Genomic DNA, 26,535 nt, shown 5'->3' with positions numbered 1-26,535 from the left:
AATAGCTTGACTATGCAAGAAGCCATTGATGAACGAAAAGGCAGGGTACGTGAGCGTGCAGTCCCAGACTGAAGAGAACAGCGAAGAAGGCGTCTACAGTTTCGCCGCGATGGAAGCCAAATGGCCGGCCATCTGGGACGAACTAAAGGTCTTTACGCCCCTTGACGACGGCTCCAAGGAACGCCGCTACGTCCTTGACATGTTCCCGTACCCCTCCGGCGACCTCCACATGGGCCACGCCGAGGCCTTTGCCATGGGCGACGTCGTCTCCCGCTACTGGCGCCAGCTCGGCTACGACGTGCTGCACCCGATCGGCTGGGACTCCTTCGGCCTGCCCGCGGAGAACGCCGCCATCAAGCGCAACGCCCACCCCAGCGAGTGGACCTACACCAACATCGACACTCAGGCCGAGTCGTTCAAGCGCTACGCCATCTCCGTGGACTGGTCACGCCGCCTGCAGACCTCCGATCCCGAGTACTACCGGTGGACGCAATGGCTGTTCAAGCGCTTCTACGAGCGCGGGCTGTCCTACCGCAAGAACTCCCCGGTCAACTGGTGCCCCAAGGACCAGACCGTGCTGGCCAACGAACAGGTCGTCAACGGCGCCTGCGAACGCTGCGGCACCATCGTCACGAAGAAGTCGCTGAACCAGTGGTACTTCAAGATCACCGATTACGCGGACCGCCTGCTCGATGACATGGACGCGCTGAAGGGCCACTGGCCGGACCGCGTGCTCGCCATGCAGCGCAACTGGATCGGCCGCTCCGAGGGCGCCCACGTCACGTTCGCGATCGAGGAAGCCGGCGACGGCAAGCCCGCCCAGGACCTGACCGTCTTCACGACCCGCCCCGACACGCTGTACGGCGCAACGTTCTTCGTGGTCGCCGCCGACGCACCCCTCGCCCTGGACCTGGTCACGGCCGAACACGCCGAGGCGCTCAGCGACTACCGTGAGCAGGTCAAGGCGCTCAGCGACATCGAGCGCCAGTCCACCGAACGTCCCAAGAGCGGTGTCTTCACGGGCCGTTATGCCGTGAACCCGCTCACGGGCGAAAAGTTGCCCGTCTGGGCCGCCGATTACGTGCTGGCCGACTACGGCACGGGCGCCATCATGGCCGTCCCCGCGCACGACCAGCGCGACCTCGACTTCGCCAAGGCCTTCGGGCTGCCCGTCCGCGCCGTCCTGGACACCGGCGAGGAAGACCCCGCCGTCACCGGCATCGCCACCACGGGCGAAGGCACGCTGATCAACTCCGGCGAGCTCAACGGCCTGTCCAAGGCCGAAGGCATCCCCGCCGCGATCGAAATCCTGGAAAAGCTGGGCACGGGCAAGAAGTTCGTGAACTTCCGCCTCCGCGACTGGCTGCTGTCCCGCCAGCGCTTCTGGGGCACGCCCATCCCGATCATCCACTGCGCCGAGTGCGGCGAGGTGCCGGTGCCGGATGACCAGCTGCCCGTGCGTCTGCCGGACAACCTGCGCGGCGAGGACCTGTCCCCGAAGGGCACCTCCCCGCTGGCCGCGGCCGCGGACTGGGTCAATGTGGACTGCCCCACGTGTGGCGGCGCCGCCAAGCGCGACACCGACACCATGGACACGTTCGTGGACTCCTCCTGGTACTTCCTGCGCTTCGCCTCCCCGCAGTACACCGAGGGCCCCTTCGACCCCGAAAAGATCAACGACTGGATGCCCGTGGGCCAGTACGTCGGCGGTGTCGAGCACGCGATCCTGCACCTGCTGTACGCGCGCTTCTTCACCAAGGTCATCCACGACATGGGCATGCTGGACGCCACGGAGCCGTTCAGCGCACTGCTCAACCAGGGTCAGGTGCTCAACGGCGGCAAGGCCATGAGCAAGTCGCTGGGCAACGGCGTGGACCTGGGCCAGCAGCTGGACAAGTTCGGTGTTGACGCCGTGCGCCTCACCATGGTCTTTGCCGGCCCGCCGGAGGACGACGTCGACTGGGCGGACGTTTCGCCGTCGGGCTCCGCGAAGTTCCTGGCCCGCGCCTGGCGCCTGGGCAACGACGTGGCCAGCGAGCCGGGCACCGACCCCGCCGCGGGCGACGCCGCCCTGCGGTCGCTGACCCACCGCACCGTCAACGACGCCAAGTCGCTGCTGGAGGGGCACAAGTTCAACGTGGTGGTGGCCAAGCTCATGGAGCTGGTCAACGCCACCCGCAAGGTCATCGACTCCGGCGCCGGCGCCGCGGACCCCGCCGTCCGCGAAGCCGCCGAGGCCGTCGCGATCGTGCTGAGCCTGTTCGCCCCGTACACGGCCGAGGACATGTGGAACGCGCTGGGCCACCCGGCATCGGTCGCCAACGCCGGCTTCCCGGCCGTTGACGAATCGCTGCTCGTGGAACAGAGCGTCACCGCGATCGTGCAGATCCAGGGCAAGGTCCGCGACCGCCTGGAGGTGTCCCCGGACATCACCGAGGACGCACTGCGCGAGTTGGCGATGGCCTCCGAGGCCGTGCAGCGGGCACTTGACGGCCGCGACATCCGCACGGTGATCGTGCGGGCGCCTAAGCTGGTCAACATAGTTCCGGCTTAGCATTCATGGTGCCTCCCCGGCCCCGTTGGGATCGGGGAGGCACTTTTTTGTGGGAAGGGGTGGGCATGGCTGAGGCAACGGGCGTTTCGCGCCAGTGGTGGCGGCAACAGATGGGCAGGCTGCGTGCCCGGCCGGCCGCCTCCGGGCCTGGTGTGCCGCCGGCGCCGAGGATCGCCGTCGTGACCGATTCCGCTGCGGCGCTGCCGCCGGAATGGGTGGCGGAAAACGCCCCGGGCGCCCGCCTGTGGATTGTTCCCATGCCGGTCATCATTGGCGAGGACGTCTTTTCCGACGACGACGCCGAACTTGAGGCCCACATGTCCCTCGCCCTGGCCGCGGGTGCCGCCGTGCGGACGTCCCGGCCGTCGCCGGGCCAGTTCGACCGGGTGTACCGGGAAATCGCGGACGCCGGATTCGATGCTGCAGTCTCCTTCCACATTTCCGGAAAGCTCTCGGGCACCCTCGAGGCGGCCGGGCTGGCGGCCGGGCGGGCGCCGCTGCCCGTTCACGTGGTGGATTCGGGCACCGTGGGCATGGCCCAGGGCAGGGGAGTCCAGGCCGCCGTCGCTGCAACGGCGGCCGGCCTGCCCGCGGACGGTGTCATCGCCGCCGCTGCGGAGGCGGCAGCCGCGACCAAGGTCTACTTCTACGTCCCCAGCCTTGAACAGTTGCGGCGCGGCGGACGCATCTCGCTGGCGTCATCCTGGGTCGGCACCATGCTGGACATCAAGCCCCTGCTCGGCATCCGCGACGGGGCCGTGGTGCCGTTGGAGAAGGTGCGCACGGCGGCCAAGGCCGTCGCCCGGCTGGAGAAATTGGCGGCCGACGAAATTGCGTCCCGGACACCGGGCCAGGTCCTGGTCAGCCTGCACCACTTCGGCAACGAGGACCAGGCCCGGGCCATGGGTGAGGCCCTGCAGTCGGACTGCCCGGGGCTCGGGCGTGCCAGCCTGACCCGGCTGCCGGCAGTCCTGGCCGCGCACGCCGGACTCGGCGTACTCGTGGTGGTCGTGGCGGACACGCCCGCTCCTCCACTGTCGGTTCTTCCGCAAGTGGTTCCTCCACAGAAGGGGCCCGCGCACTAGAGGTCCACAAACCGCTCCGCGGCCCGCTTGCACGGCCCCGGCCGTGGCTACCGTGTGGGTATGAGGGGCGACGCCGAGGAACCAGTCTGGACCCCCGCAACCGCGCGGGACGCTGCGGACGGGACGGGGCCTGCCGCGCGCCGGGGCCCGCGCTGGATCATCTCGCTCCGGGCCCTGGTGGTGGTGCTGGCGATGGCCGCGGCCGCCGTGGGCGTCTTGTGGCTCCAACAGGCGTCCGTTTCGGACGCATCGGGCCAACTGGCCGCCACCGAGCCCGCCAAACTGGCCGTGCCAACCCTCGGTGGTGCATCGGCGGGTACGGTGGCGGGTGCGGCGGCGCCAAGCTCCGGCGCGGCGCCATCGGCCCCCATCCCGTCCGGCACTTTTCCTTCGCGTGCGACTGGCCCTGCGGGCACTGGGAGTGTGCTGGTCCACGTGGTGGGCGCGGTGAAACACCCGGGCGTCGTGAGCCTGCCCGCGGGAAGCCGTGTCTTCCAGGCGATCGCCGCCGCAGGGGGAGCCGTGCCCGGCGCACAGCTCTCGGCGATCAACCTGGCGGCCATTGCAGCCGACGGAACCCAGATCCTGGTGCCGACCGTGCAACAGGCCGCGAACGCCGCGGCAAATGCGCCGGTAGGCACGGCTGCCGGGTCGGACGCCGGCGCGGGCACCACGAAGGCGGCCGGACCCGCGGCGGGCCCCATCAATATCAATACCGCCACCGCGGACCAGCTTGACGGGCTCCCGGGGGTTGGCCCCGTCCTTGCCGGGCGGATTGTCGCCTGGCGGACGGATCACGGGCCCTTCAGCTCCGTGGATGCCCTTGATGCCGTATCGGGGATCGGTCCGAAGATGCTGGCCACACTCCGGCCCCTGGTCACGGTTCAATGAGGGCCCAGGACCCACGATGGGCGCATTTTGCCCGGGCCGCTCTCGCCGAACCCGGCGAGCCGAAACCCCCTGAAGCTGACTCCGACGTAGCTGGACCCGGTGGGGCCAGGCCCCGTGACACTGAACGCCGCCCGGTCGCGCGCCGTTTGGGCGCCGCCAGGGCGATGCTCGCCACCCTGGCTGCGCGCAGGGGGAAAGCCGTTTCGGAGGGGCCGCGGCGGCGCGCCGACCTTCGGCTGTTCCCGGCGGTGGCGGCCGCCTGGACCGGTGCCGCTGTGGCCATCGGGATTCCGTGGATGTTTTCGGCGATTGGCGCTGGCGTGAGTGTGCTTGCCGGGACCGGCCTCGGAGCCGTCATGGTGGTGCGACGGCGCCGCCGGGACGCCGCCGTGGGTGCGGCCGGGCGGGGTCCCGGCCCGGGGCCTGCGGCCATCCTTGCCCTGAGCGTCCTGGCCACGGTGCTGCTGTCGGTCGGCGTGCGGCAGTTTGTTTCCGCCAACCAACCCTTGGCCAGGGCTGTAGCCGAGGGCGAAGAGCTGTCCCTGACCCTGCAGCTGACCTCTTCGCCCCGGCCGCTGGAAACCGCACAGGGTCCCCGCCAGTTCATCTTCGACGCAGTGGTGCGCACGGCCACCGCCCACGGCCGGCAAATGAGCGGACGACTGGCGATTCGGGTCGTGGCGGGAGCGGCGTGGGAGCACGTGCCCGAGGGCGCCACGGCCACCACGGCCGGGAAGATCGTGCCGGCGGGGTTGCGGGAAAAAGTGGCCGGCTATTTGCGGCCCGCAACAGCACCGCAGCAGGTTCACGGCGGCGGTTCCTGGGCGCAGCCCATCCGTGCGGCCTGGGTGTCCTCATCCCACCGGGTGTGGGGCCAGCTGTCGAAGGACACCGCGGGGCTGCTTCCCGGCATGGTCATGGGGGACCGGAGCGGGGTGGCACCGCCGCTGGCGCAGGCCATGAAGACCGTGGGGCTCACGCACCTGACCGCCGTCAGCGGCGAAAATTGCTCGCTCGTCCTGGCCGCCGTGCTGCTGATGTTGCGCTCGGCGCGTGTGCACCGTGTCCTTGCGGGAGGGCTGGCGGTCCTGGGGTTGCTGGGGTTCGTGGCCGTGGTGGGCCCGGATCCGAGCGTGCTGCGCGCTGCCGTCATGGGCGGCCTGGGCGCTCTCGCCATGGTCGGCGGCCGGCCGGGTCGGGTGGGTGCCCTGCTGTCCATCAGCATCGTGGTCCTGCTGGTCGAGGATCCGTGGCTGGCCGTCGACTATGCCTTCACGTTGTCGGTCTTGGCAACACTGGGCTTGCACGTGTTGGGCAGGCGTTGCGCCCAATGGTTGGGGGCGTGGATGCCGGCGTGGCTGGCCCAGGCCGTGGCCATACCCTTGGCAGCCCAACTATTTTGTGCCCCGGTCATCGTGCTCCTCCAGGCCAGATTCACGCCCTACACCATCCCGGCCAACATGGCAGCGGCCCCTTTGGTTGCTTTGGTGACCACGGTGGGGACCCTTGGCATGGTCGTGGCGACCGTTGTGCCGTTCCTGGCCGATGTCTGTGCCGGCATCAGCGGGGTTGGTGCGTGGTGGGTGGGCACGGTGGCCCAATGGATGTCGGCACTTCCGGCCGCCAGCCTGCCGTGGCCCGCGGGCCCGGCGGGCATGGTCCTCATGGCCCTGATGAATTCCGCCGTCGTCGCATTTCTGCTTGCCGTGGTGGAACGCCGCCGGGCTCGGGCCCTGCTCCGCGATGCCCGGGCACGGCTTCCGCGGCGATGGCGGTTCCTGACCGAATTTGGCGTGTTGACTGCGGTTGCGACGCTGGCCGCGGGGCTGTGGACTGCCGCCATGGTGGGGTTGTGAACGGCTTTGGGAATCCCGGAGCAAGGTGGCAGAGTTGATGCAGTGACTACACCATCGATCGGAACCACTCCGTGAGCCCCGCAGCAAGATCCGCTCCCCGCGCGGCAGGGGCCGCCGATTGGCGTGACGTGCCGATCGCACCGGTCGTGCTGTTCTTTGGCCCCGAGGACTTCATCGCCAGCCGTGCCGTCGATGGCCTGCGCAAGAAGCTGCGGACCCAAAACCCCGACCTCGAACTCACCACGCTCGACGCCGCCGGCTACACGGCCGGCCGATTGGGCATGATCGCCAGCCCGTCCCTGTTCAGCGAGCCAAAACTGATCGAGGTGGCGAACCTCGCGTCCATGACGGACGACTTCCTGATCGACGCGCTGGCCTATCTTGCGGATCCCGCGCCGGATGTGACCGTGGCGCTCTCGCACAGCGGCGGAACACGCGGCAAGAAGCTCCTTGACGCACTCAAGGCCGCCGGCGCCCCCCGCATCGAATGCCTGGCCTTGAAGAAAGACCAGGACAAGGCGGCGTTCGTGGGTGCGGAGTTCGGCCTGGCCAAGCGCCGCATCGACGCCGCGGCCGTCCGGGCCCTCGTGGCCGCCGTCGGCGCGAACCTCTCGGAGCTGGCGGCCGCCTGCCAGCAGCTGATCTCGGACACCACCGGCATGGTCGATGTCGATGCCGTGGACAAGTACTATGGCGGCCGGGTGGAGGCCACGGCCTTCAAGGTGGCCGATGCCGCCCTGGCCGGCAACGGGCCCCTCGCGCTCTCCACGCTTCGCCACGCATTGGCCACGGGCGTGGACCCCGTACCCCTCGTGGCCGCCCTGGCCATGAAGATCCGCCAGGTCGCCAGGGTCCACTCCGCCCGCGGAAGCTCGGCGCAACTGGCCCGGGACCTGGGCATGGCGCCCTGGCAGGTCGATGCCGCGCGACGCGACGCCGGGCACTGGACGGGGGAGGCGCTCGTCGCCGCCATCAAGGCGCTGGCGGAAGCCGACGCCCAGGTCAAGGGTGCCGCCAAGGATCCCGTCTACGCCGTGGAGCGCGCCGTCACGCTGATCGCCACCTCGGCCCGGAGGTAGGACGCGGGCGGTAGGACGACGGCGGTCATAAAGGTACGGCGCGCACAAAAGGCGGCGTCCACAAAAGACCTAAGCCGTTAAAAACGTTGGGCCCCCGCCAATGGCGGGGGCCCAACGTATGAGTTGCGAAGCAGATCAGCTTCTCTTAGAGGGCGTTAACCTTCTTGGAGATGGCCGACTTGCGGTTGGCAGCGTTGTTGGCGTGAATAACGCCCTTGCTGACAGCCTTGTCCAGCTTACGGCTTGCATTCACCAGGGCAACCGTAGCTGCATCCTTGTCAGCCTTGGCCACTGCCGTGTTTACTGCACGGATAGCGGTCTTCAGGCCGGACTTCACCGAGAGGTTGCGCTGACGCGCCTTCTCGTTGGTGAGGATGCGCTTCTTCTGGGACTTGATATTAGCCACGTTGTATAACTCTCTTTTGATACGAAAATACGGTCGTAGAGGGCGTAGCTTGACCGTTGACAGCGGCGTGGGGATGCTCGAATTATGGTGAACGTCTGGCCAAGCTGTTGTGACCGCCGACCTGCACGGACACACACATTGAAAAGTCTAGCAGATCGGCACCTTCGTCCCGCTATTTCCAACCGTGGCGGCGGCGCAGGCCGTCGGCCACTACCGCGAAGCGCCGGGCGTCGAGGACCGCGCCCTCACGGCGCATGTCGCCCTCGGCAATTTGCAGGACCCTGTCAAGCTTGACCTCGCTGGGTCGGCCCTGGCGGTCCCAGGCTCCCGTGCCGATCTCGACGTAGTCGTTGTTGCCGCGGTGATCGTTGCTGTGGTCCTTGCTCGTGAGCATCAAGGCCAGCAGGCGCTTGCCGTTCCGGGCCACCACCAACACCGGCCTGTCCTTGCCTTGGCTGGGGTCCTCCTCAAACGGCACCCAGGTCCACACGATCTCACCCGGGTCGGGGGCGCCGTCGGGCTTGGGGGAGTAGGCCACGGTGGCGGTGCCGGTGAAGTCGCCCGCGTACGGCCGCGCCGGGCCGCGAGCGGGCGTCGTCGTCGTTCGCGCAGGCCGCGGCGCCGCGGGGGCCTTGCCGGGTTTCAGGAGCGCGCCAACAAGGCCGCGTAGCAGGCCAAAGATACGGTCGGAGGTGGATGCCATGGACTTTACGATAGCCAATGCGGGCCCGTGATGGCTCGAGGCGCCCCGCAGCGCGCCGGGACGGTTCTGTATGGGGGGCCGAAACGTGGGAGACTTGAGGCAAAGCGTGTTCGTCCTTTCAAGGGCCGGACACCACCCCTGCGCGGTCCGGTTCAGCAACCGGTATTCGTCGCGTCCATGCAACAGTAAGGAACCCTAGTGTCACCCATGGCCCGCACTGCCCCGGTGCCCGCCGCGACCGATCCGGCGATCATCAGGAACTTTTGCATCATCGCTCACATCGACCACGGGAAATCAACCCTGGCCGACAGGATGCTCCAGCTCACCGGAGTGGTCAAGCAGCGTGACATGAAGGCGCAATACCTGGACCGCATGGACATTGAGCGTGAGCGCGGCATCACGATCAAGTCCCAGGCTGTCCGCATTCCCTGGGAAGTGGACGGCACCGCGTACTGCCTGAACATGATCGACACCCCCGGGCACGTCGACTTCACGTACGAGGTCTCCCGTTCACTGGCCGCCTGCGAAGGCGCGATCCTGCTGGTGGACGCCGCGCAGGGCATCGAGGCGCAGACCCTCGCCAACCTGTACCTGGCGATGGAAAACAACCTGACCATCATCCCGGTGCTGAACAAGATCGACCTTCCGGCCGCGCAGCCGGAGAAGTACGCGGCGGAGCTGGCCAACCTGATCGGCGGCAAGCCCGAGGACGTACTGCAGGTCTCCGGCAAGACCGGCATGGGCGTGGAGGAACTCCTGGACCAGATTGTCCGCGAGCTGCCCCCGCCCGTGGGCGACCCCAACGCGCCGGCCCGCGCCATGATCTTCGACTCCGTGTACGACACCTACCGTGGCGTGGTCACCTACGTGCGCGTGGTGGACGGCAACCTGAGCCCGCGCGAGAAGATCCAGATGATGTCCACCCGTGCCACTCACGAACTCCTGGAGATCGGCGTCAGCTCCCCGGAGCCCACCCCCGCCAAGGGCTTGGGCGTCGGCGAGGTGGGCTACCTGATCACGGGCGTGAAGGATGTGCGCCAGTCCAAGGTTGGCGACACCGTCACCACCTTCCACAAGCCCGCCACGGAGTCGCTGGGCGGCTACCAGGACGCCAAGCCCATGGTGTTCTCGGGCCTGTACCCGCTGGACGGCACCGATTACCCGGTGCTCCGCGACGCGCTGGAAAAGCTCATGCTCAACGACGCCGCGCTCATCTACGAGCCGGAGACCTCCGCGGCCCTGGGCTTCGGTTTCCGCGTGGGCTTCCTGGGCCTGCTGCACCTGGAAATCACCCGTGAACGCCTGGAGCGCGAACACAACCTCGACCTGATCTCCACCGCCCCCAACGTGGAGTACGAGGTCACGTTGGAGGACAAGAAGGTCCTCCACGTCACGAACCCCAGCGAATACCCGTCGGGCAAGATCGCCGAGGTGCGCGAGCCCATGGTGTCCGCCACGATCCTGGCACCCAGCGAATTCGTTGGCGCCATCATGGAACTGTGCCAGACCCGCCGCGGCATCCTTGGCGGCATGGACTACCTCTCCGAGGACCGGGTGGAGATCCGCTACCGCCTGCCCCTGGCCGAGATCGTGTTCGACTTCTTCGACATCCTGAAGTCCAAGACGCGCGGCTACGGCTCGCTCGACTGGAAGGCCGACGGCGATCAGGTCTCCGACCTCGTCAAGGTCGACATCCTGCTCCAGGGCGAACAGGTTGACGCGTTCAGCGCCATCACCCACCGCGACAAGGCCTACGCCTACGGTGTCATGATGACCGGCAAGCTCCGCGAACTCATCCCGCGCCAGCAGTTCGAGGTGCCCATCCAGGCCGCCATCGGTGCCCGGATCATCGCCCGTGAAAGCATCCGCGCCATCCGCAAGGACGTCCTGGCCAAGTGCTACGGCGGTGATATTTCCCGTAAGCGCAAGCTGCTGGAAAAGCAGAAGGAAGGCAAGAAGCGCATGAAGATGGTGGGCCGCGTCGAGGTCCCCCAGGAAGCGTTCATCGCCGCCCTGACCACCGACGAATCCTCGAAGGACAAGTCAAAAAAGTGACACCCAGCGCCTTGCCCCTTGGCGATCCGGCCCCGGCCGACGGCATCCTGCCCGCGCAGGCTGCCGTCGGGGCTTCGGAGCGCAAGTTCAGCCTCTACACGCACATCCCGTTTTGCGCCGTGCGGTGCGGCTACTGCGATTTCAACACCTACACGGCCACCGAGCTGGGCGGAGGCGCGTCCCAGGACGCGTACGCGGCAACGGCCGTGCGGGAGGTTCAGTTTGCCGCCCGCGCGCTGGAGGCATCCGGCGTCCCGGCCCGCCCGTTGAGCACGGTGTTCTTTGGCGGCGGCACGCCAACGCTGCTGCCCGCCGGCGACCTGACGGCGATCCTGGGGGCCGCCGTCGAACAGTGGGGCATCGAGGACGGCGCTGAGGTCACCACCGAGGCCAACCCGGATTCCGTGACGCGCGAATCCCTGCAGGAACTGCGCGACGGCGGATTCACGCGGGTGTCCTTCGGCATGCAATCGGCCGTGCCGCACGTCTTGAAGGTGCTGGACCGCACGCACAAGCCCGAACGGGTGCCGCAGGCGGTCGCCTGGGCCCGCGAGGTGGGGCTCAACGTCAGCGTTGACCTGATCTACGGCACGCCGGGGGAGTCCATCGCGGACTGGGAGACGTCCGTGCGCACGGCCTTGAGTTACGAGCCGGACCACATTTCGGCGTATTCGCTGATCGTGGAGGAGGGCACCAAGCTGGCCGCCCAAATCCGCCGCGGCCAGGTGCCCAACATCGACGACGACGACCACGCCGTCAAGTACGAGCTCGCCGACTCACTGTTCAGCGAGGCCGGGCTGGGCTGGTACGAGGTCAGCAACTGGGCCCGCACGCCGCAGGACGCCTGCCAACACAACCTCGCCTACTGGCGCGGCGACGACTGGTGGGGGATCGGCCCCGGCGCGCACTCCCACGTGGGCGGCGTGCGATGGTGGAACGTCAAGCACCCCACCGCCTACGCGAACCGCCTCGAGAAGGGTGAATCCCCGGCCGCAGGACGCGAAACCCTGGACGCGGACACGCGCGCCATGGAACGGATCATGCTCACGTCCCGGCTGGCCGAGGGCTTGGCGATCAATTCCCTCAGCCCCGCCGGACGCAAGGCCGTGGCCGGGCTCATCGCCCAGGAACTCGTTGACCCGTTGCAGGCGTTCGCCGGCACCCTGGTCCTGACGCTCAAGGGCCGCCTGCTCGGCGACGCCGTCACCCGGGCGCTCCTGGACTGACTCCCCGGGTGCGTTCTGTGGGGGCAAAGGCCCGGCTGACCGGCAAATACCGCGGTAGATTGGGGTATGCCAACTTTGGTGGCCCCGGCATTGGTTGTCAGCGCTGAGCAACGCGCCGAACTGACCACGATGGCGGCGTCCACGGCGTTGCCGGGCCGCGTGATCCTGCAGGCAAGGGCCATGCTGATGGCGGCGGACGGCGTGGCGAACGCGCGGATCGCCCGGTCCTGCACGGTTCACCCGGACACGGTCCGCCGCTGGCGGGCCCGGTTCGCGGAGGGCGGTCCCGGCGGGCTCGGGGTGATCGCCGCGGGCCGCGGACGTAGACCGCAAATCCCCGCAAGCACCATCGCCGAGGTGCTCCGCCTGACCCGCTCCGAACCACCCCCTGGCGGCGCATTGCACTGGAGCACCCGCAGCTTGGCGGCCAGGGCGGGGATCGGCAAGGGGGCTGTGGCCAGGATCTGGGCGGAGCACGATCTGAAGCCGTGGATGACCGGCCCGATCCCCATCCACGGCGCAACCTGCGCACACGCCGACGAGGCACCCTTGCAGCGCGCCATGTTGCGCGGCGACATTCCCGAAATCCGGCGCCTGGTCGACGCGGGCCTCGCCGGCGAGGAGGCGCCTTCACCGCGCCGGGCCCGGTTGCTGGCGGGGCGGTCGTTCGCACGCATCCTCGATTCGGACTTCACTGCCGCGAACGACGACGCCCAAGCCGGCCTGGCCATGGGCTTCGAACACCTGTTGTTCCGGGCCTTGGCGGCATGGTCCTCCGGAATGGGCGGGCTGGAGCGCGGCGGATCCGACGTCGCCTCCGCCGAATCTGCGGCCGCGGCGGTCCTGGAGCTCAGCGACGAGGAGCTTTCGGGTGAAAACTGGGCGGCGGCACTTGTGGCCGAGGCCGCCATGTCGGTTGGCCGGCTTGACCTGGCCGAGTCGGTCGCCGGTCGGGTGTGGCTTGCCTCGGCGGATACCGCTCCGCCCGAGGCGGTCTTCGCCGGCCAAACCCTGGCCCGGGCCCTGTTGTTCCAGGGACGGCTCGCGGAGGCCGGCACCCTGGCCCAGGACGTCGAACAGGCAGCCCAACGCCACGGACTGCTCGCGCTGCAACTGATCGTCCGGGGCTCCATCGCCTACCTCGACGCCCTGCACGGCCATGACGAGGAGGTGGCCAACCATGCCGCAGACATCGAGGCACTGGCGGCGCAATGCCCGCACAGCTACCTGGTGGCCGGTGCCATGGTGCTCACGGCCTACGCACTGGCGACGGCTCAACACGGACAGCCGGCGGCCACCGTCCTCTTGCGGGGTGCGGGCGGCCCGCTGCTGCCGAACATCCAGCTCGTGGACCGCGCCTACGGCTATGAACTGCTTGTCACGGCGGCACTGAGCCTCGGCGACATTCCGGCGGGCAGGGCGTGGGGTGAACTCGCCGAGGCACTGACAGGGTTGCCCCGTGGGGGCATGGCCGCCGCCGCGATCGGACGAATCGAGGCACGATTGGCGGTTGCCGACGGCAAAGTGGTGGCCGGGGCCGTGCTGGCGGGGCAGGCCGCGGTGACTGCCCTCGGGAACACGGGCCACCTCGACGAGGCTCGCGCCCGGCTGCTGGCAGGTTCGGCGCTGTTGGGCGACGCGGCCGACACCTGGCCGGCCCGGCTTGCCCTCTCCAGTGCCCGGGACCAGGCAACGCTGCTGGGAGCCACATCGCTGGCGTTGCTGGCCCGCCGCGACCTGCGCAGCATCGGGCTGCGCCTGATCGGAGAGCCCCAGGCACCCATGACGCCCCGGGAACGGGAGGTGGCCGAACTGCTCCTCACGGGCGCCACCAATATCCGGATCGCCGCCATACTTGCGGTATCGCCGCGCACCGTTCAAAGCCATGTGGCCCGCGTGCTCAAGGTCCTCGATCTGCCCTCCCGGGCCGAGGTGCCCCGGGTCCTTCACTCCGACGGCGACAAGGATTCAGTGACCCGCCTTCGCTTGACCCCGCGGCAGTGCCAGGTGGCCGACCTCATCAGCCGCGGCTACACCAACGACGGCGCCGCCCGAGCCCTGCACGTCTCGACCAAGACCATCGAAAAACACCTCGGCGACATCTACCGCCGCCTCGGAATCGACTCCCGCACGGCACTGGCCGCCCACTGGTCCACCCAGCAGGAGGGACGGATCTCCGCCATTCCCCTACTACCGCCGGCGCTGCCCGGGAACGACCATTGATTTATGGACACAGAATACCCGGACCGGCCCACGGAACCGGAGCACATGAGTGTTGCCGGCATGCTTACCGAACTGACCATGCCCACCAAACCGCCAAGGACACGGCCGACCACCCCTCGCCGCAAGCGCCGGGTACTCGCCATGGGAGCCTGTGTCCTGGGTCTGGCCTTGGTGAGTGGATGCTCCTCGGGGGGAGCCGCCGCCACGAGCACAAATCCGGGCCAGGCCCCTGCCGCCACCACGGCCCCCGCCGCGAGCACTACTGCGAGCACTTCCGCGGCGGACAGCACCACGCCGGCGTCGGCTCCCGCGCAATCCGGTGGGTCGAATGGGGCGGCGAACGCCGTCAACGTCTGTGCCGTCTTCCCCGCCGCGGCTGCGTCCAAAACCACCGGACTGGACTTGACGAACGCCAAGGAAAACGCATTAGGCACCGGAATATCCAGCTGCAGCTACACCAGCAACGGGACCACCGCCGCCGACATTGAGTCCGAGCTCAACATCACCGTCTACGCAAGTTCGAGTTCCGTGGCGCTTGATGCGCTCAAGGTCAGCCTCGACGGATCCGCGTCCCAGGTGGCACCTACGGTGCCCATCACGGGTGTGGGCGGGAAGGCCTACGCCGGTGCCGACGGCACGATCGCCCAAGGCGGCAACGACGTCGTCCAGGTAGCCGGACTGGTCTTTGACATCAAGGGCGACCACGCGGCCAGCGGCGCCACCGCCAAGGCAGTCCTCGCCGCGATCGGCTAGCGCGCGATCGGCTAGCGCAGGCCTGGCTGCCCGGTTACTTGATGCGGCGCAGGTTCAGGGCGTAACGATAGGGGTTGCCCTTGTTGACCTGGATGGCCGCGATGACCGACCAGACGGTCAGAACCACCCAGATCAGCAGTGCGAGCATGGAGAACGGGGTGCCGGCGCCCGGGTCGAAGGCGGAGACCACGATGCCCAGCAGGTTCAGTACCACGGCAATGATGGTGGGCGGCAGCGTGAAATTCAGGGCCTCGCGGGATTCCTGGGCCGTAAACGGGCCGCGGTCACGCATGTACCTGTAGATCAGCGCGGACGGTATGCAGCCAAGGATGCCGCCGCAGTGTGCCAGGAAGGCCCACTGCTTGTCTTCGGCCGGGGTTAGTGGGGGCTTGGCCGGATTATTGGATTGTTGCACCGGATTGCTCACTTGTAACTTGCCTCTCAACCTGCGAATACTGCCGCGCCGGCGTCGTGCCTGCGCATTAACTAGGATACGGGTGCCGTGAGGAAATCAATGACCTCTTCGACCCGACCCAGCAGCGACGGCTCAAGATCGGCGTAATTGTTCACCCGCGACAGCAGCCGGGCCCAGCCCAGGCCAATGTCCTCGGCGGTGGTGTGCGGCCAGCCAAAAGCGCGCAAAATGCCCACTTTCCACTCCATGGTGCGCGGAATGACGGGCCAGGCCGGGATTCCCAGCGTGGCCGGCTTGATGGCCTGCCATACGTCGACATAGGGGTGGCCCACCACCAGCACATTGTTACGGGCGGCCGGGGACTTCATGAGATCCGCCACAATGCGCGATTCCTTGGAGTTCGGCACCAAATGGTCCACCAGGACGCCCAGCCGGCGGTTGGGGCCCGGCGCGAAATCCTTCACGGCGGCGGTCAGATCGTCGATCCCACGCAGCGGCTCGACGACGATGCCCTCCACCCGGAGGTCGTCGCCCCACACCTTCTCCACGAGCTCGGCGTCGTGCTTTCCCTCCACCCAGATCCGGCTGGCCTTGGCCACCTGGGCGCGCAGCCCTTCAACCTTGACCGAGCCGGACGCCGTCCGGGTCTTCTGCGGGGCCGCGGCGACGGGAGCAGGGGCCACCACTTCGACGGGTTCTCCGTCAATCAGGAAGCCAAAGCCCAGCGGAAACGCCCGCACCTTGTCCCGCCGGTCGGCCAGTTCCATGATGTGCATGCCGCCGGACTTCTCAATCCTGACGACGGCGCCCACCCAGCCGGTCTGGACGTCCTCGACCACCAGGCCGCGCGCCGCCGGAACCTTGCGGAGCACCCGGGCCTTGGGTGCGGCCAGGTCCTGCGGACCCCAATCGTTGTAGTGCACTTGTCTGCTCGCTCTTGTTGTGTTCGTACTGCGCTGCATGTACGCCGCTGGCTGAAAAACCCATGCTAGCAAGCGGGTCGGGGCCCGGGCTGGCGCGCCGTGCCGGGAATGGTGCTTGCCCGAAGGTATTAGACTTAGCACTTGAGTGGGTAGAGTGCTAACGGCGCTGTTTTGGCCGCATGGGGCCAGCCGCCCTACAGGAACGTACAACCCTGGAATCGCCAGGTTCGCGAAGGAGGTGCAAGGCATGAGTGAACCACGCAAGTTGGAAGTGCTGCGCGCCATCGTGGAGGACTACGTTCATTCGCGCGAGCCCGTCGGATCCAAGGCCCTGGTTGAACGGCACCGGCTGGGCGTTTCCAGTGCCACGATCCGTAACGACATGGCCGCGCTGGAGGAGGAGGGGCTCATCGCCGCCCCCCACACCAGCTCCGGCCGCATCCCCACCGACAAGGGCTATAGGCTCTTCGTCGACCAGATTTCCTCCGTCAAGCCGCTTTCCGCCGCTGAGCGCCGGGCCATTTCCGTGCTGCTGGACGGTTCCAGCGATCTCGACGACGTCCTTGACCGCACGGTGCGCACCCTCGCGCAACTGACCAACCAGGTGGCGGTGGTCCAGTACCCGCGCTCGGCGAAGACCACGGTCCGGCACATTGAATTTGTCTCATTGGGTCCGCGGCAGGTCTTGATCGTGTTGATCCTTGCCTCCGGCAAGGTCGAACAGTGCGTGATCGACGCCGGCGTCGAGGTTGAGGACCCCGCACTTGCCCGGCTCCGCCAGGTATTCCTCGGCGCCGTCTCCGGCCTGACGGTGGCCGCCCTGCCGGGCGCCCTGGAGCAGATTCCGGGACTGGTCCCGGCCACCGAGAAGGACGTGGCGCACAAGCTGGCGCACGGCCTGGGTCAGCTGGCGCAGGCCGCCCGCGAGGACAGGATCGTCCTTGCCGGCACCGCCAACCTCGCCCGTTCCAATGTTGACTTCCCGCTGAGCATCGGCCCCGTCCTCGACGCGCTGGAGGAGCAGGTGGTGCTGTTGCGCCTGCTTGAACAAATGGCGCAGGACTCCCTGGGCATGGCCGTGAGCATTGGCCGGGAAAACCCGCATGACTCCCTGGCGGAGGCATCGGTCGTGGCCACCAGCTACGGCCCCGGGGAAAGCGCAAAACTTGGCGTGGTGGGGCCAACCCGGATGGACTACCCCAACACCATGTCCAGCGTTCGGGCCGTGGCCCGCTACCTGTCCAGGATTTTGGCCGGCTAGCCGGCCAGCAAAGACGAACTTCGTACACGTTCCATAGAAGAGAGCAAGACTTTGAGCAACCACTACGACGCACTGGGTGTCTCCCGCGACGCAACCCCGGAGGAGATCAAAAAGGCCTACCGCAAGCTGGCCCGCAAGCTCCACCCGGACGTCAACGACGCCCCGGACGCCCAGGACAAGTTCAAGGCCGTCACGCACGCCTATGAGGTCCTCTCGGATCCGCAAAAACGCCAGGTCTACGACACCACCGGCAACGAGAACGGCAATGGCGGCGGCGCCGGCAACTTCGACGGCCAGGGCTTCGCGTTCCAGGACATCTTCGAGACCTTCTTCGGTGGGGGCGGCCAGGGCCACGGCCCGGCGTCGCGCATGCGCCGCGGCCAGGACGCGCTCATCACCGTTCGCGTGGACCTCAGCGAGGCCGTATTCGGCGTCAACAAGAAGCTTGAAATCGACACGGCCGTCACGTGCACCACCTGTGAGGGCAGCTGCTGCCGCCCCGGCACGCACCCCGTCACCTGCGACGTCTGCCGCGGCAGCGGCCAGATCCAGCGCCCCATGCGCTCGATCCTGGGCAACGTGATGACCCTGGCTACCTGCAACTCCTGCCAGGGCTTCGGCACCCGCATCGAGGACCCCTGCAACGAATGCATGGGCGAGGGCCGCGTGCGCAGCCGCCGCACCCTGACCATCAAGGTCCCGGCCGGCGTTGCCACGGGCACCCGGATCCAGCTGTCCAACCAGGGCGAGGCCGGCCCGGCCGGCGGCCCCTCCGGCGACCTGTACGTCGAAATGAAGGTCAACAACGACCCCGCGTTCATGCGCGAGGGCGACGACCTGCACGCCACCCTGAGCGTGCCCATGACGGCCGCGGCCCTGGGCACGGAACTGACCCTGGAGACGTTCGACGGCGAACAGCCCATCAGCATCAAGCCGGGCACCCAGGCAGGGGAGGTCATCAACCTGCGCAACCTTGGCGTCACGCACCTGCGCGGCTACGGCCGTGGTGACCTGAAGGTCCACATCCACGTCGAAACCCCCACCAAGCCGGACGCCGCCCAGGAGGATCTGCTCAAGCAGCTTGCCGCCCTGCGCGGGGAAACGTTCACCGAAGGCAAGCTGGTCAGCAGCGGCGGCATGTTCGCCAAGCTGCGCGACAAGCTCGGCAACCTCTAAGGCACCGTGAGCAACCCCGTCTTCTACGCCGAACCGGCGGAACTGGCACCCCTGGCCGCCGGCGATTCCTTCAGCCTCGCCGGCGCCGAGGGCCGCCACGCCGTCACCGTCAAAAGGATTTCTCCGGGGGAGCCGGTTGACCTGTGCGACGGCGCGGGGCTGCGGCTGGTGTGCACCGTCACGGCCGCCGGTGCCGGTGTCCTTGATGTTCGCGTCGAGACCGTCGTCGGCGCCGAAGCCGAACCGTTCGAACTTGTCCTGGTCCAGGCCCTCGCCAAGGGCGACCGCGACGAGCTTGCCATTGAGACGGCCACCGAACTGGGCGTCGACGGCGTCGTGCCCTGGCAGGCCGAACGCTCGATCGTGCGCTGGAAGATGGACAAGGCCGTCAAGGGCCCGGTCAAGTGGCGCAACGTGGTGGCCACGGCCGCCAAGCAGGCCCGGCGCTCACGGGTCCCGTGGGTGGGGGAGCTGGTGGGAACACCGGGGCTTCTCGAACTCATCGGATCCGCCGACCTTGCCCTGATCCTCCACGAGGACGCCGTCAACTCATTGCCCGGGGTGGTCCGCTCCTGGCGCGCAGGCGCGGGGGATGGCGGCGGCGAGCCGGCACGGGTTGTCATGATCGTTGGCCCCGAAGGCGGCATGAGCCCGGCGGAGGTAGAAGCATTCCTGGCCGCCGGAGCGCAGACGGCACTGCTGGGCCACCACGTGCTGCGGTCCTCCACGGCCGGTCCGGCCGCCGTGGTGCTGCTCAGCCACGAATTGCAGCGCTGGTAGGAAGCCCCGGCGGGGGACGTCCCGGCCCAGGAAGTTTTGGCTTGGGGAAATCTAGCCGGGACTCGGGGCGGCGCCGCGCTCACCCAGGGTGACCACCTTGGTATCCACGCCAAGCCGGGTGCCCGGGTTCGCGGGGTCGGGGATGAAAACCGACAACTCGTACGTGCCCAGCGGCGGCACCAGGTTGAAGCTGAAGGTGCCCAGCACGTTGGGTCCCTGCGGGACCGCCACCGTGCCGGAGAGGTACACCTTGCCCGGCTTGCCGTTTTCCACAACCGCCAGGCTCCAACCCAGCACGCCGGTGGCGGAAATGCCCTGGCCGCTGACCCGCAACGGCAGGGTCGAGTAGGTGGAAGCGTCGGCGGGGTCGATGATCCAGACGGGGGCCACGAAAGAGCTGTCCCGGGTCAGCGGCTTCGTGAGCGGCACGTGGCCAAAGGCGTTGTAGCCGGTGTGGCCGTCCACGAGCACGGAAACCTGGATGGTCGTGGAGGAGTCGATGAGCCCGGCCATCGCGGCCGCGGCCGTTGCCGTATAGACCAGTTGCGCCACGGACCGCTCGGCGATGCCCTGGTCCACTTTTTGGCCAAAGGCGTCCGAGGACACGTCAACGGTGATCACATTCTTCGCCGAAACCGACGCACCGAGCCGGGAGGGCTTGTTCCAGACCGAAAAGTAGTCGGAATCATTGGGGCGCTCGGTCATCATGGCCCGCAACGCCGCAACGATGGGGTCATCCGTGGAGGGCGCCGCCACGAACTCCCGGTACAAGAAGACCGAGTCATTGCTGTGGCCCAGCCAATAGACCGGAAGCGTCTGGCTGGTAGTGGGTGTTTCCAGAGGGGCGCTGGTGACAAGGCCGGCGGTCCCGGCCGCGGCGTCGGCCGCGGAGCTCGCACCGGATCCCGAGGTGGGCATGGAGGCGTCGGTGTGCGCGGTGGAGGAAGCCGAACAGCCGGTGACCGCCAGTGAAAGGGACAGTACGACTCCGGCCCACAGCGCCGAACGGTGCCGACGGGCGGGTCCTGCGGCCGCCCGCAGTCGGCCGTCCGGCACGCGGGCGTGCGTTCGTGGCGGCTGCGGAGATGAAGACCTGGGGATGACGTGCTCGCTGTTCAGTGGAATGTCGTGGGGCCGCGTTGGCGGCGATTCTCTAGCCCAAACCATCCCCAAATGTCTTTGAACCTCCATAAGCTTGGCACAGTCACGGCGGCAAATGCCGGGAAATTGGCCCAATCCCGGCGAACTGAAACCGTATCGAAACACGATTGTGACGTATGACTTAATCGGGGCGCGGTCGAACCCGCCGGGCGCGATCGGGAGCTGGTGCCCATTCCCCACGGCGCGGCCGCGGTGGACTAAGATTGACCGTAGGACCTAACAGTGCACAGCAACCGGCTTTTTGCCGGTACCACCGAGGAGAGAAACGCAGGCCGGGACCGGCCGAACTTATGCCAGAGACAACAGCAAGCCGCCACGAACAGTTTCCGGAACCCGGCACTGGGCGGTTTTTCCCGCATTCAGTGGATGGCACGCGCACCGAGGTTGTGCACTTTGCCTCCGGAACCCAGATGGTTGACACGCTCGGTGCCGAGGATGAGGGCCTGCGCATCGTCGAGGGCCTGTATCCGTCGGTGGCCTTCCTGGCCCGCGGCAACGACCTCACCATCACCGGCCCCAGCGCGGTTGTCCCGCGGATCATGCACCTCATGGAGGAGGCGCGCGCCATGGTGGCCCGCAACACCACCATGAGTGCCGCGGTCTGGGAGCAGCTGACCACCATGCTCAAGGCCCGGCCCGACACCTCGGTGGTGGACATCCTCACGCAGGACATTCTCTCCAGCCGCGGACGGACCATCCGCCCCAAGACGCTGAACCAGAAGAACTACGTCGACGCCATTGACCGCAACACCGTGGTGTTCGGCATTGGCCCGGCAGGCACGGGCAAAACCTACCTGGCCATGGCCAAGGCCGTGCAGGCGCTCCAGCGCAAGGACGTCAGCCGCATCATCCTGACCAGGCCCGCCGTCGAGGCGGGGGAGCGGCTGGGCTTCTTGCCCGGAACCCTCAGCGACAAGATCGATCCGTACCTGCGGCCCCTCTATGACGCCCTGCACGACATGATGGACCCGGAGACAATTCCGCGGCTCATGGCGGCCGGCACCATCGAGGTGGCACCGCTGGCCTATATGCGCGGGCGCACGCTCAACGACGCGTTCATCATCCTCGACGAGGCCCAAAACACGACGCCGGAACAAATGAAGATGTTCCTCACCCGGCTCGGTTTTGGCTCCAAGATTGTTGTCACCGGCGACATCACCCAGGTGGACCTGCCCAGCGGCACCCGTTCCGGGCTGCGCGTGGTCGAGGAGATCCTGCGCGATGTCGAGGACATCAACTTCTCCATCCTTGACGCCGAGGACGTGGTCCGCCACCGCCTGGTGGGTGCCATAGTCAACGCCTACAACCACTGGGATGAGGAGCACCACACGCTCGTCAGCCCGCACACCGTTTCCGAACGCAATGTCCCCGACCGCACCACCTCCAAGGATTACCGCACCCCATGAGCATCGAAATTAACAATGAGTCCGGCGTCGATGTTCGCGAGGAGGAGCTGGTCAAGCTGGTCCGGCACATCCTGACCCAGATGCACGTCCATCCGGAGACGGAACTGTCCATCATCATGGCGGACGTGGAGAACATGGAGAAGCTGCACATCGAGTGGATGGACGAGCCGGGCCCCACCGACGTCCTCTCCTTCCCGATGGACGAGTTGCGCCCCGGCACGCCCGAACAGCCGACGCCGGCCGGCCTGCTCGGCGACATTGTGCTCTGCCCCGTGGTGGCACAGGAACAGGCCGTGGCGGCCGGGCATTCCATGGAGGAGGAGCTGCTGCTGCTGACCACCCACGGCGTGCTGCACCTGCTCGGCTACGACCATGCCGAACCCGAGGAAAAGGCCGAGATGTTCGGCCTGCAACGTGAATTGCTTTCCAGCTTCCTGGGCAAGGACGCCCCCAGGGAGACAATGCAGTGACGATTGTCGCCTTGCCGATCATGGGGGTGATCTTCGCGGCCATCGCCGCACTGCTGACAGCCATTGAGTCGGCGCTTAGTTTCTTCCCCCGGCACGACGCCGACGCCGCCTCCGGCAGGGGTGTATCGGTGGCAAAGATCCTCGCCGCACCCATGCCGCACCTGAACGCCCTGCGCTTTTGGCGGGTCTGGTTTGAGATGGCGGCCGCCGTGGCAGTGGCCTTGTTCCTGATGGCCCTGCTGGACAACGAATGGCTGGCCGGCCTGGTCGCCACGGTGATCATGGCGGCAATCGGCTTCGTGCTGGTGGGGGTCTCGCCCCGCCGCCTTGGCCGCCTGCACTCGGCCGCCCTGGTGCGCCGCACGGCCTGGCTGGTGCACTTCCTGTTCAGGATCCTCGGTCCAATTCCGGGATGGTTCGTCAAGCTCGGCAGCGCCGTGGCCAAGGACGCGCCCGGAACCGACGACGCCTTCGTCACGGAGGAGGAGTTCCGAGAATTTGTGGACCGCGCGAGCGATTCGGAAATGATCGAGGACAACGAGGCCGAACTGATCCAAAGCGTCTTCGACCTGGGCGAGACCATGGTGCGTGCCGTCATGGTTCCGCGGACGGACATCCGCAGCATTGAACAAGGCTCCAGCCTTGAGGACGCCATGGACGTGTTCCTGGATTCCGGCTACTCCCGGGTGCCCGTCATTGGCGAAAGCACCGACCACATTCTGGGGATCCTGTACCTGAAGGACCTGGTGGCCACCATGCACCGCCTGGGCGACGGCGACGCCCGGCCCAAGGTGGAAAACCTTGCCCGCAGCGTTCGCTACGTGCCCGAATCCAAACCGGTTGACGATCTCCTGAAGGAATTGCAGGTCGAGTCGACCCACGTCGCGATCGTGGTCGACGAGTACGGCGGCACGGCGGGCCTGGTGACCCTGGAGGATTTGATCGAGGAGATCGTCGGGGAGATCGCCGACGAGTACGACTCGGTGGCACCGGAGGTCCAGGGCCTGGGGCAGGGCCGCTACCGCATCCGGGCCCGCATGGCCGTGGATGACCTCGGCGAACTGTTCGGCAAGGAACTGGACGACGACGAGGTCGACACCGCAGGCGGGCTGCTGGCCAAGCATCTGGGCCGGATTCCCACGGTGGGCAGCACCGTGGACGTGTCCGGAATCCGCCTCGTGGCGGACCGCATGGAACCGGCGCGAAACCGGATCAGCCACATTATTGCCAGCGCCATCGGCGAGGTCGAAAATGGCATTAACAGCAGTGTTTCGTTGCCCGAAGCCCGCACCCAAGATTTGGCCGACCACGACGGCAACACGCCGTCGGGCGCCCGCACCACCAAGGAACACCACAGGAGTAACCATGAGTAAGCAAAAGGGAAAGCTGGCCATGCCGGCACCCAAGGATGAAGGGTTCCGGGCCGGCTTCGCAGTGCTTGCCGGCCGGCCCAACGCCGGCAAGTCGACACTGACCAACGCCCTGGTCGGGCAGAAGGTCGCCATTACCTCGGCCAAGCCGCAAACCACCCGGCACACGATCCGCGGGATCGTCCATCGCGAAACCTTCCAGCTGGTCCTGGTGGACACACCAGGGCTGCACCGCCCGCGGACACTGCTGGGCAAGCGCCTCAACGACCTGGTGGCCGACACCCTCTCCGAGGTTGACGTGATCGGCTTCTGCCTGCCCGCCAACGAGAAGATCGGCCCCGGCGACCGCTTCATCGCCCAGCAATTGGCCAACGTCGGCAAGAAACCGGTGGTCGCCATTGTGACCAAGACCGACACCGTGGACCGCCAGGCCGTCACCGACCAGCTGATTGCCGTGGACAAACTGGGCCGCGAGGTCATGGGCGAGGACGGTTTTGCCGCCGTCGTGCCTGTCTCCGCCGTGGAGGACTTCCAGGTGGAGACCCTTGCCGGGGTCTTCGCCGGCTTCATGCCGCTGTCCCCGGCCCTGTACCCGGACGGGGAACTGACCGACGAGCCCGAGGCCGTCATGGTGGCGGAGCTGATCCGCGAGGCCGCCCTCGAAGGCGTGCGTGACGAATTGCCGCACTCGCTGGCCGTGGTGGTCGAGGAAATCGTGCCCCGTGAGGGCCGCACCGAGGGCCACGAGCTGCTCGATGTCCGCGTGAACCTGTATGTGGAACGCCCCTCGCAAAAAGCCATCATCATTGGCAAGGGCGGCGCCCGGCTGCGCGAGGTGGGCACGAACGCCCGCCATGCGATCGAGGCGTTGCTGGGCACCAAGATCTACCTTGACCTGCATGTCAAGGTAGCCAAGGATTGGCAGCGCGACCCCAAACAGCTGGTTAAACTAGGGTTTTGACATTGGCGCACCGCCCCCTCGCGGTGCGCCAATTCCATGGGCGGGCCGAGGCATGGGGGATCTTCCCAGCCTCGGCCGGTAAGCTCAATGGAGTTCTTTGTTCTTAATGAAAGGTTCATCCATGGGGCGACGCCGTGCCGAAACGGCGGCAGATAAAGCTGCCGGCACCTCACATCGTGAACCTGTGGGGGACGCGTCACCCGTTGGCCGGCACTTCGGCCCGCGCCGCAAGGCTCCGCTCTGGCTGAAGATCACCGCCGTCACACTGTGTGGGGCGCTGGTTCTTGGCCTGGGCACCGCCGGGGCGATGCTGTGGAAACTTCAGCAGAACGTCACCACGGCACCCCTGGACGCGAGCGTCAACGGGAACAAGTCCAAGACGTCCGCCGAGGACACCGGATCCCTGCAGATCCTCATTCTCGGCACGGACACGCGTGCCGGCAAGAATGATGAGTACGGTACGACGGCCGACTCCGGCGGCGAAGGCAACTCGGACGTCATGCTGCTCATGAACATTTCGGCTGACAACTCCCAGGTGTCGGTGACGAGTTTCCCGCGCGACCTGATGGTGCCGATCCCGGACTGCAAGTCCGCCGTGACGGGGCAGATCGTGCCCGGCCAGGCGATGGGCCAGCTCAATTCCGCCCTGGCCGCGGGTCCGGGCTGTACCGTGGCCGCCATCAACGAGCTCACCGGCCTGACGATCGACCACTTCATGCTGGCCGACTTCACGGCCGTCAAGGAGCTCTCCAACGCCATCGGCGGCGTTCAGGTGTGCGTGAACCATGCGATGTACGACGTCGACGGCTCCTTCCTGAGGCTGCCCGCCGGCAAGAGCCTAGTCAAGGGCGAACAAGCCCTCGCCTTCCTGCGGACCCGCCATGCCTTCGGCGTCTCCAGCGACCTCGACAGGATCAAGGCCCAGCAGTACTTCCTGGGCTCCATGGTCCGCAAGGTCAAGAGTGAAGGCACGCTGACCAACATCCCGCTGCTGTACAACCTGGCCGACGTCGTGACGAAGAACCTGACCATCGACGAAGGCCTGGCGAACATCCCGGCCATGATCGGCATCGCCAACAGGCTCTCCAAGATCGACCTGGCCAACGTTGCATTCGTCACCGTGCCCACCGAACCCTATGTCTATGACATCAACCGGGTGCAGCTGGCCGAACCGGCCGCGGGACAGTTCTTTGCCGCACTGCGCACCGACACCGCGCTGACCAAGGTCAAGCCCAAGGCGACACCGAAGCCCAGCAGCGGCTCGACGGCGTCGGCCACCGGCACCGCCACCGCGCAGGCCACGCCAAGCACGGCTGCGCCGACCACCAAGGCCCCCGCGTACGACAAGGCCCTCCAAGCGGTCAGCGTCGCCAACGCCTCCGCCGTCGTCGACCGCTCCACGGAGATCATGGCCTCGCTGGCCAAGGCCGGATTCACCGGCACCTGGTCCGCCGGCGACATTGCCGCCAGCAACAAGACCCGGGTCCTGTACGGGGCGGACATGAAGGACGTCGCCACGGACGTTGCCAAGATGTTCAAGATCCCGACCTCGGCCGTCGTCTCGGACCCCACCATTTCGGGTGTCCAGCTTGTCATCGGAACCGACTGGTCGAGCGGCACGCAATACGGCAAGATCGTCGTCCCGAAGGGGATCGTCTCCAGCACGGCGGCCCAGGACAATGAGTGCCTGACGGTCAACCCGGCCTACTACACGTACTAACAGGCTCAAGGGCCCGGTAGGGGCAAGAAGACAAAAGTGATGGCCGCCGGAAATCCGGCGG

The 26,535-nt window shown here is 67.3% G+C and carries 22 protein-coding genes; 17 read left to right on the top strand and 5 right to left on the bottom strand.

Features of this window, described 5'->3' with window-relative positions; all coding sequences use genetic code 11:
- Positions 1-49: 49 nt before the first annotated feature.
- The 5 genes from leuS (at position 50) to holA (ending at position 7,465) form a co-directional block, all read left to right on the top strand.
- On the top strand, positions 50-2,554 hold the full coding sequence (gene leuS, locus AL755_RS12305) for a leucine--tRNA ligase (protein WP_445290516.1): 2,505 nt from the start codon (positions 50-52) through the stop codon (positions 2,552-2,554).
- 65 nt (positions 2,555-2,619) lie between these two features.
- Positions 2,620-3,639 carry a DegV family protein gene (locus tag AL755_RS12300; RefSeq protein WP_054011255.1) on the top strand — a complete coding sequence of 340 codons (1,020 nt, stop codon included), beginning with the start codon at positions 2,620-2,622 and terminating at the stop codon, positions 3,637-3,639.
- Positions 3,640-3,699: 60 nt separating this feature from the next.
- Entirely contained in the window at positions 3,700-4,530 is an 831-nt protein-coding gene (locus tag AL755_RS22440; protein ID WP_082369228.1) for a ComEA family DNA-binding protein, read from the top strand.
- Positions 4,531-4,850: 320 nt separating this feature from the next.
- Positions 4,851-6,386, top strand: coding sequence for a ComEC/Rec2 family competence protein (locus tag AL755_RS12290; RefSeq protein ID WP_160318898.1), 1,536 nt, complete (start codon positions 4,851-4,853; stop codon positions 6,384-6,386).
- Positions 6,387-6,457: 71 nt separating this feature from the next.
- Positions 6,458-7,465 (top strand): DNA polymerase III subunit delta, encoded by a 1,008-nt coding sequence (gene holA, locus AL755_RS12285; RefSeq protein ID WP_082369224.1) that lies wholly within the window; start codon positions 6,458-6,460, stop codon positions 7,463-7,465.
- Positions 7,466-7,610: 145 nt separating this feature from the next.
- On the opposite strand, the gene rpsT is transcribed toward holA, so the two are convergent.
- Positions 7,611-7,871 (bottom strand): 30S ribosomal protein S20, encoded by a 261-nt coding sequence (rpsT, locus tag AL755_RS12280; RefSeq protein WP_054011252.1) that lies wholly within the window; start codon positions 7,869-7,871, stop codon positions 7,611-7,613.
- A 172-nt stretch (positions 7,872-8,043) separates the two neighbouring features.
- Entirely contained in the window at positions 8,044-8,574 is a 531-nt protein-coding gene (locus AL755_RS12275) for a type II toxin-antitoxin system PemK/MazF family toxin (protein WP_054011251.1), read from the bottom strand.
- Between the two features lie 198 nt (positions 8,575-8,772).
- On the opposite strand from AL755_RS12275, the gene lepA reads away from it, so the two are divergent.
- From lepA to AL755_RS12255, 4 genes are all read left to right on the top strand, one after another.
- Positions 8,773-10,629, top strand: coding sequence for a translation elongation factor 4 (lepA, locus tag AL755_RS12270; protein WP_192841672.1), 1,857 nt, complete (start codon positions 8,773-8,775; stop codon positions 10,627-10,629).
- Complete coding sequence (hemW, locus tag AL755_RS12265) at positions 10,626-11,855, top strand: radical SAM family heme chaperone HemW (protein ID WP_054011249.1); 1,230 nt, start codon at positions 10,626-10,628, stop codon at positions 11,853-11,855. The genes lepA and hemW overlap by 4 nt, the downstream gene beginning before the upstream one ends.
- A gap of 66 nt (positions 11,856-11,921) precedes the next feature.
- Positions 11,922-14,078 (top strand): LuxR C-terminal-related transcriptional regulator, encoded by a 2,157-nt coding sequence (locus AL755_RS12260; protein WP_082369219.1) that lies wholly within the window; start codon positions 11,922-11,924, stop codon positions 14,076-14,078.
- 3 nt (positions 14,079-14,081) lie between these two features.
- Positions 14,082-14,831: a hypothetical protein gene (locus AL755_RS12255; RefSeq protein WP_054011247.1), complete on the top strand. Its 750-nt coding sequence runs from the start codon at positions 14,082-14,084 to the stop codon at positions 14,829-14,831.
- A 34-nt stretch (positions 14,832-14,865) separates the two neighbouring features.
- Here AL755_RS12255 and AL755_RS12250 read toward each other — a convergent pair whose 3' ends face one another.
- Entirely contained in the window at positions 14,866-15,258 is a 393-nt protein-coding gene (locus tag AL755_RS12250) for a DUF4870 domain-containing protein (protein ID WP_237762677.1), read from the bottom strand.
- Positions 15,259-15,317: 59 nt separating this feature from the next.
- On the bottom strand, positions 15,318-16,169 hold the full coding sequence (locus AL755_RS12245) for a DUF3097 family protein (protein ID WP_054011245.1): 852 nt from the start codon (positions 16,167-16,169) through the stop codon (positions 15,318-15,320).
- A 247-nt stretch (positions 16,170-16,416) separates the two neighbouring features.
- Between AL755_RS12245 and hrcA the strand changes: the two genes are divergently transcribed.
- The 3 genes from hrcA to AL755_RS12230 are packed head-to-tail and all read left to right on the top strand — an operon-like array spanning position 16,417 to position 19,386.
- Complete coding sequence (gene hrcA, locus AL755_RS12240; RefSeq protein WP_054011244.1) at positions 16,417-17,430, top strand: heat-inducible transcriptional repressor HrcA; 1,014 nt, start codon at positions 16,417-16,419, stop codon at positions 17,428-17,430.
- A gap of 51 nt (positions 17,431-17,481) precedes the next feature.
- Positions 17,482-18,606: a molecular chaperone DnaJ gene (gene dnaJ / locus AL755_RS12235; protein WP_054011243.1), complete on the top strand. Its 1,125-nt coding sequence runs from the start codon at positions 17,482-17,484 to the stop codon at positions 18,604-18,606.
- Positions 18,607-18,612: 6 nt separating this feature from the next.
- Positions 18,613-19,386 (top strand): 16S rRNA (uracil(1498)-N(3))-methyltransferase, encoded by a 774-nt coding sequence (locus AL755_RS12230; protein WP_054011242.1) that lies wholly within the window; start codon positions 18,613-18,615, stop codon positions 19,384-19,386.
- A 51-nt stretch (positions 19,387-19,437) separates the two neighbouring features.
- On the opposite strand, the gene AL755_RS12225 is transcribed toward AL755_RS12230, so the two are convergent.
- Positions 19,438-20,442: a GerMN domain-containing protein gene (locus AL755_RS12225; protein WP_054011241.1), complete on the bottom strand. Its 1,005-nt coding sequence runs from the start codon at positions 20,440-20,442 to the stop codon at positions 19,438-19,440.
- A gap of 395 nt (positions 20,443-20,837) precedes the next feature.
- Here AL755_RS12225 and AL755_RS12220 point away from each other — a divergent pair, with 395 nt between their 5' ends.
- The 5 genes from AL755_RS12220 to AL755_RS12200 all read left to right on the top strand — a co-directional run bounded on the left by AL755_RS12220 (position 20,838) and on the right by AL755_RS12200 (position 26,474).
- Positions 20,838-21,953 carry a PhoH family protein gene (locus AL755_RS12220; protein ID WP_054011240.1) on the top strand — a complete coding sequence of 372 codons (1,116 nt, stop codon included), beginning with the start codon at positions 20,838-20,840 and terminating at the stop codon, positions 21,951-21,953.
- A complete protein-coding gene (gene ybeY, locus AL755_RS12215; RefSeq protein ID WP_054011239.1) occupies positions 21,950-22,423 on the top strand; it encodes an rRNA maturation RNase YbeY in 474 nt (157 codons plus the stop codon). Before AL755_RS12220 ends, ybeY begins: the two co-directional genes overlap by 4 nt.
- Positions 22,420-23,796 carry a hemolysin family protein gene (locus tag AL755_RS12210; RefSeq protein WP_082369214.1) on the top strand — a complete coding sequence of 459 codons (1,377 nt, stop codon included), beginning with the start codon at positions 22,420-22,422 and terminating at the stop codon, positions 23,794-23,796. The genes ybeY and AL755_RS12210 overlap by 4 nt, the downstream gene beginning before the upstream one ends.
- Positions 23,789-24,754: a GTPase Era gene (gene era / locus AL755_RS12205; protein WP_054011238.1), complete on the top strand. Its 966-nt coding sequence runs from the start codon at positions 23,789-23,791 to the stop codon at positions 24,752-24,754. The genes AL755_RS12210 and era overlap by 8 nt, the downstream gene beginning before the upstream one ends.
- A 121-nt stretch (positions 24,755-24,875) precedes the next feature.
- Positions 24,876-26,474, top strand: coding sequence for an LCP family protein (locus AL755_RS12200; RefSeq protein WP_054011237.1), 1,599 nt, complete (start codon positions 24,876-24,878; stop codon positions 26,472-26,474).
- The last annotated feature ends 61 nt before the right edge of the window (positions 26,475-26,535 follow it).

This window comes from Arthrobacter sp. ERGS1:01 (assembly GCF_001281315.1).
GTDB lineage: Bacteria > Actinomycetota > Actinomycetes > Actinomycetales > Micrococcaceae > Specibacter.
This window is presented reverse-complemented; position numbering and strand designations above follow the sequence as displayed.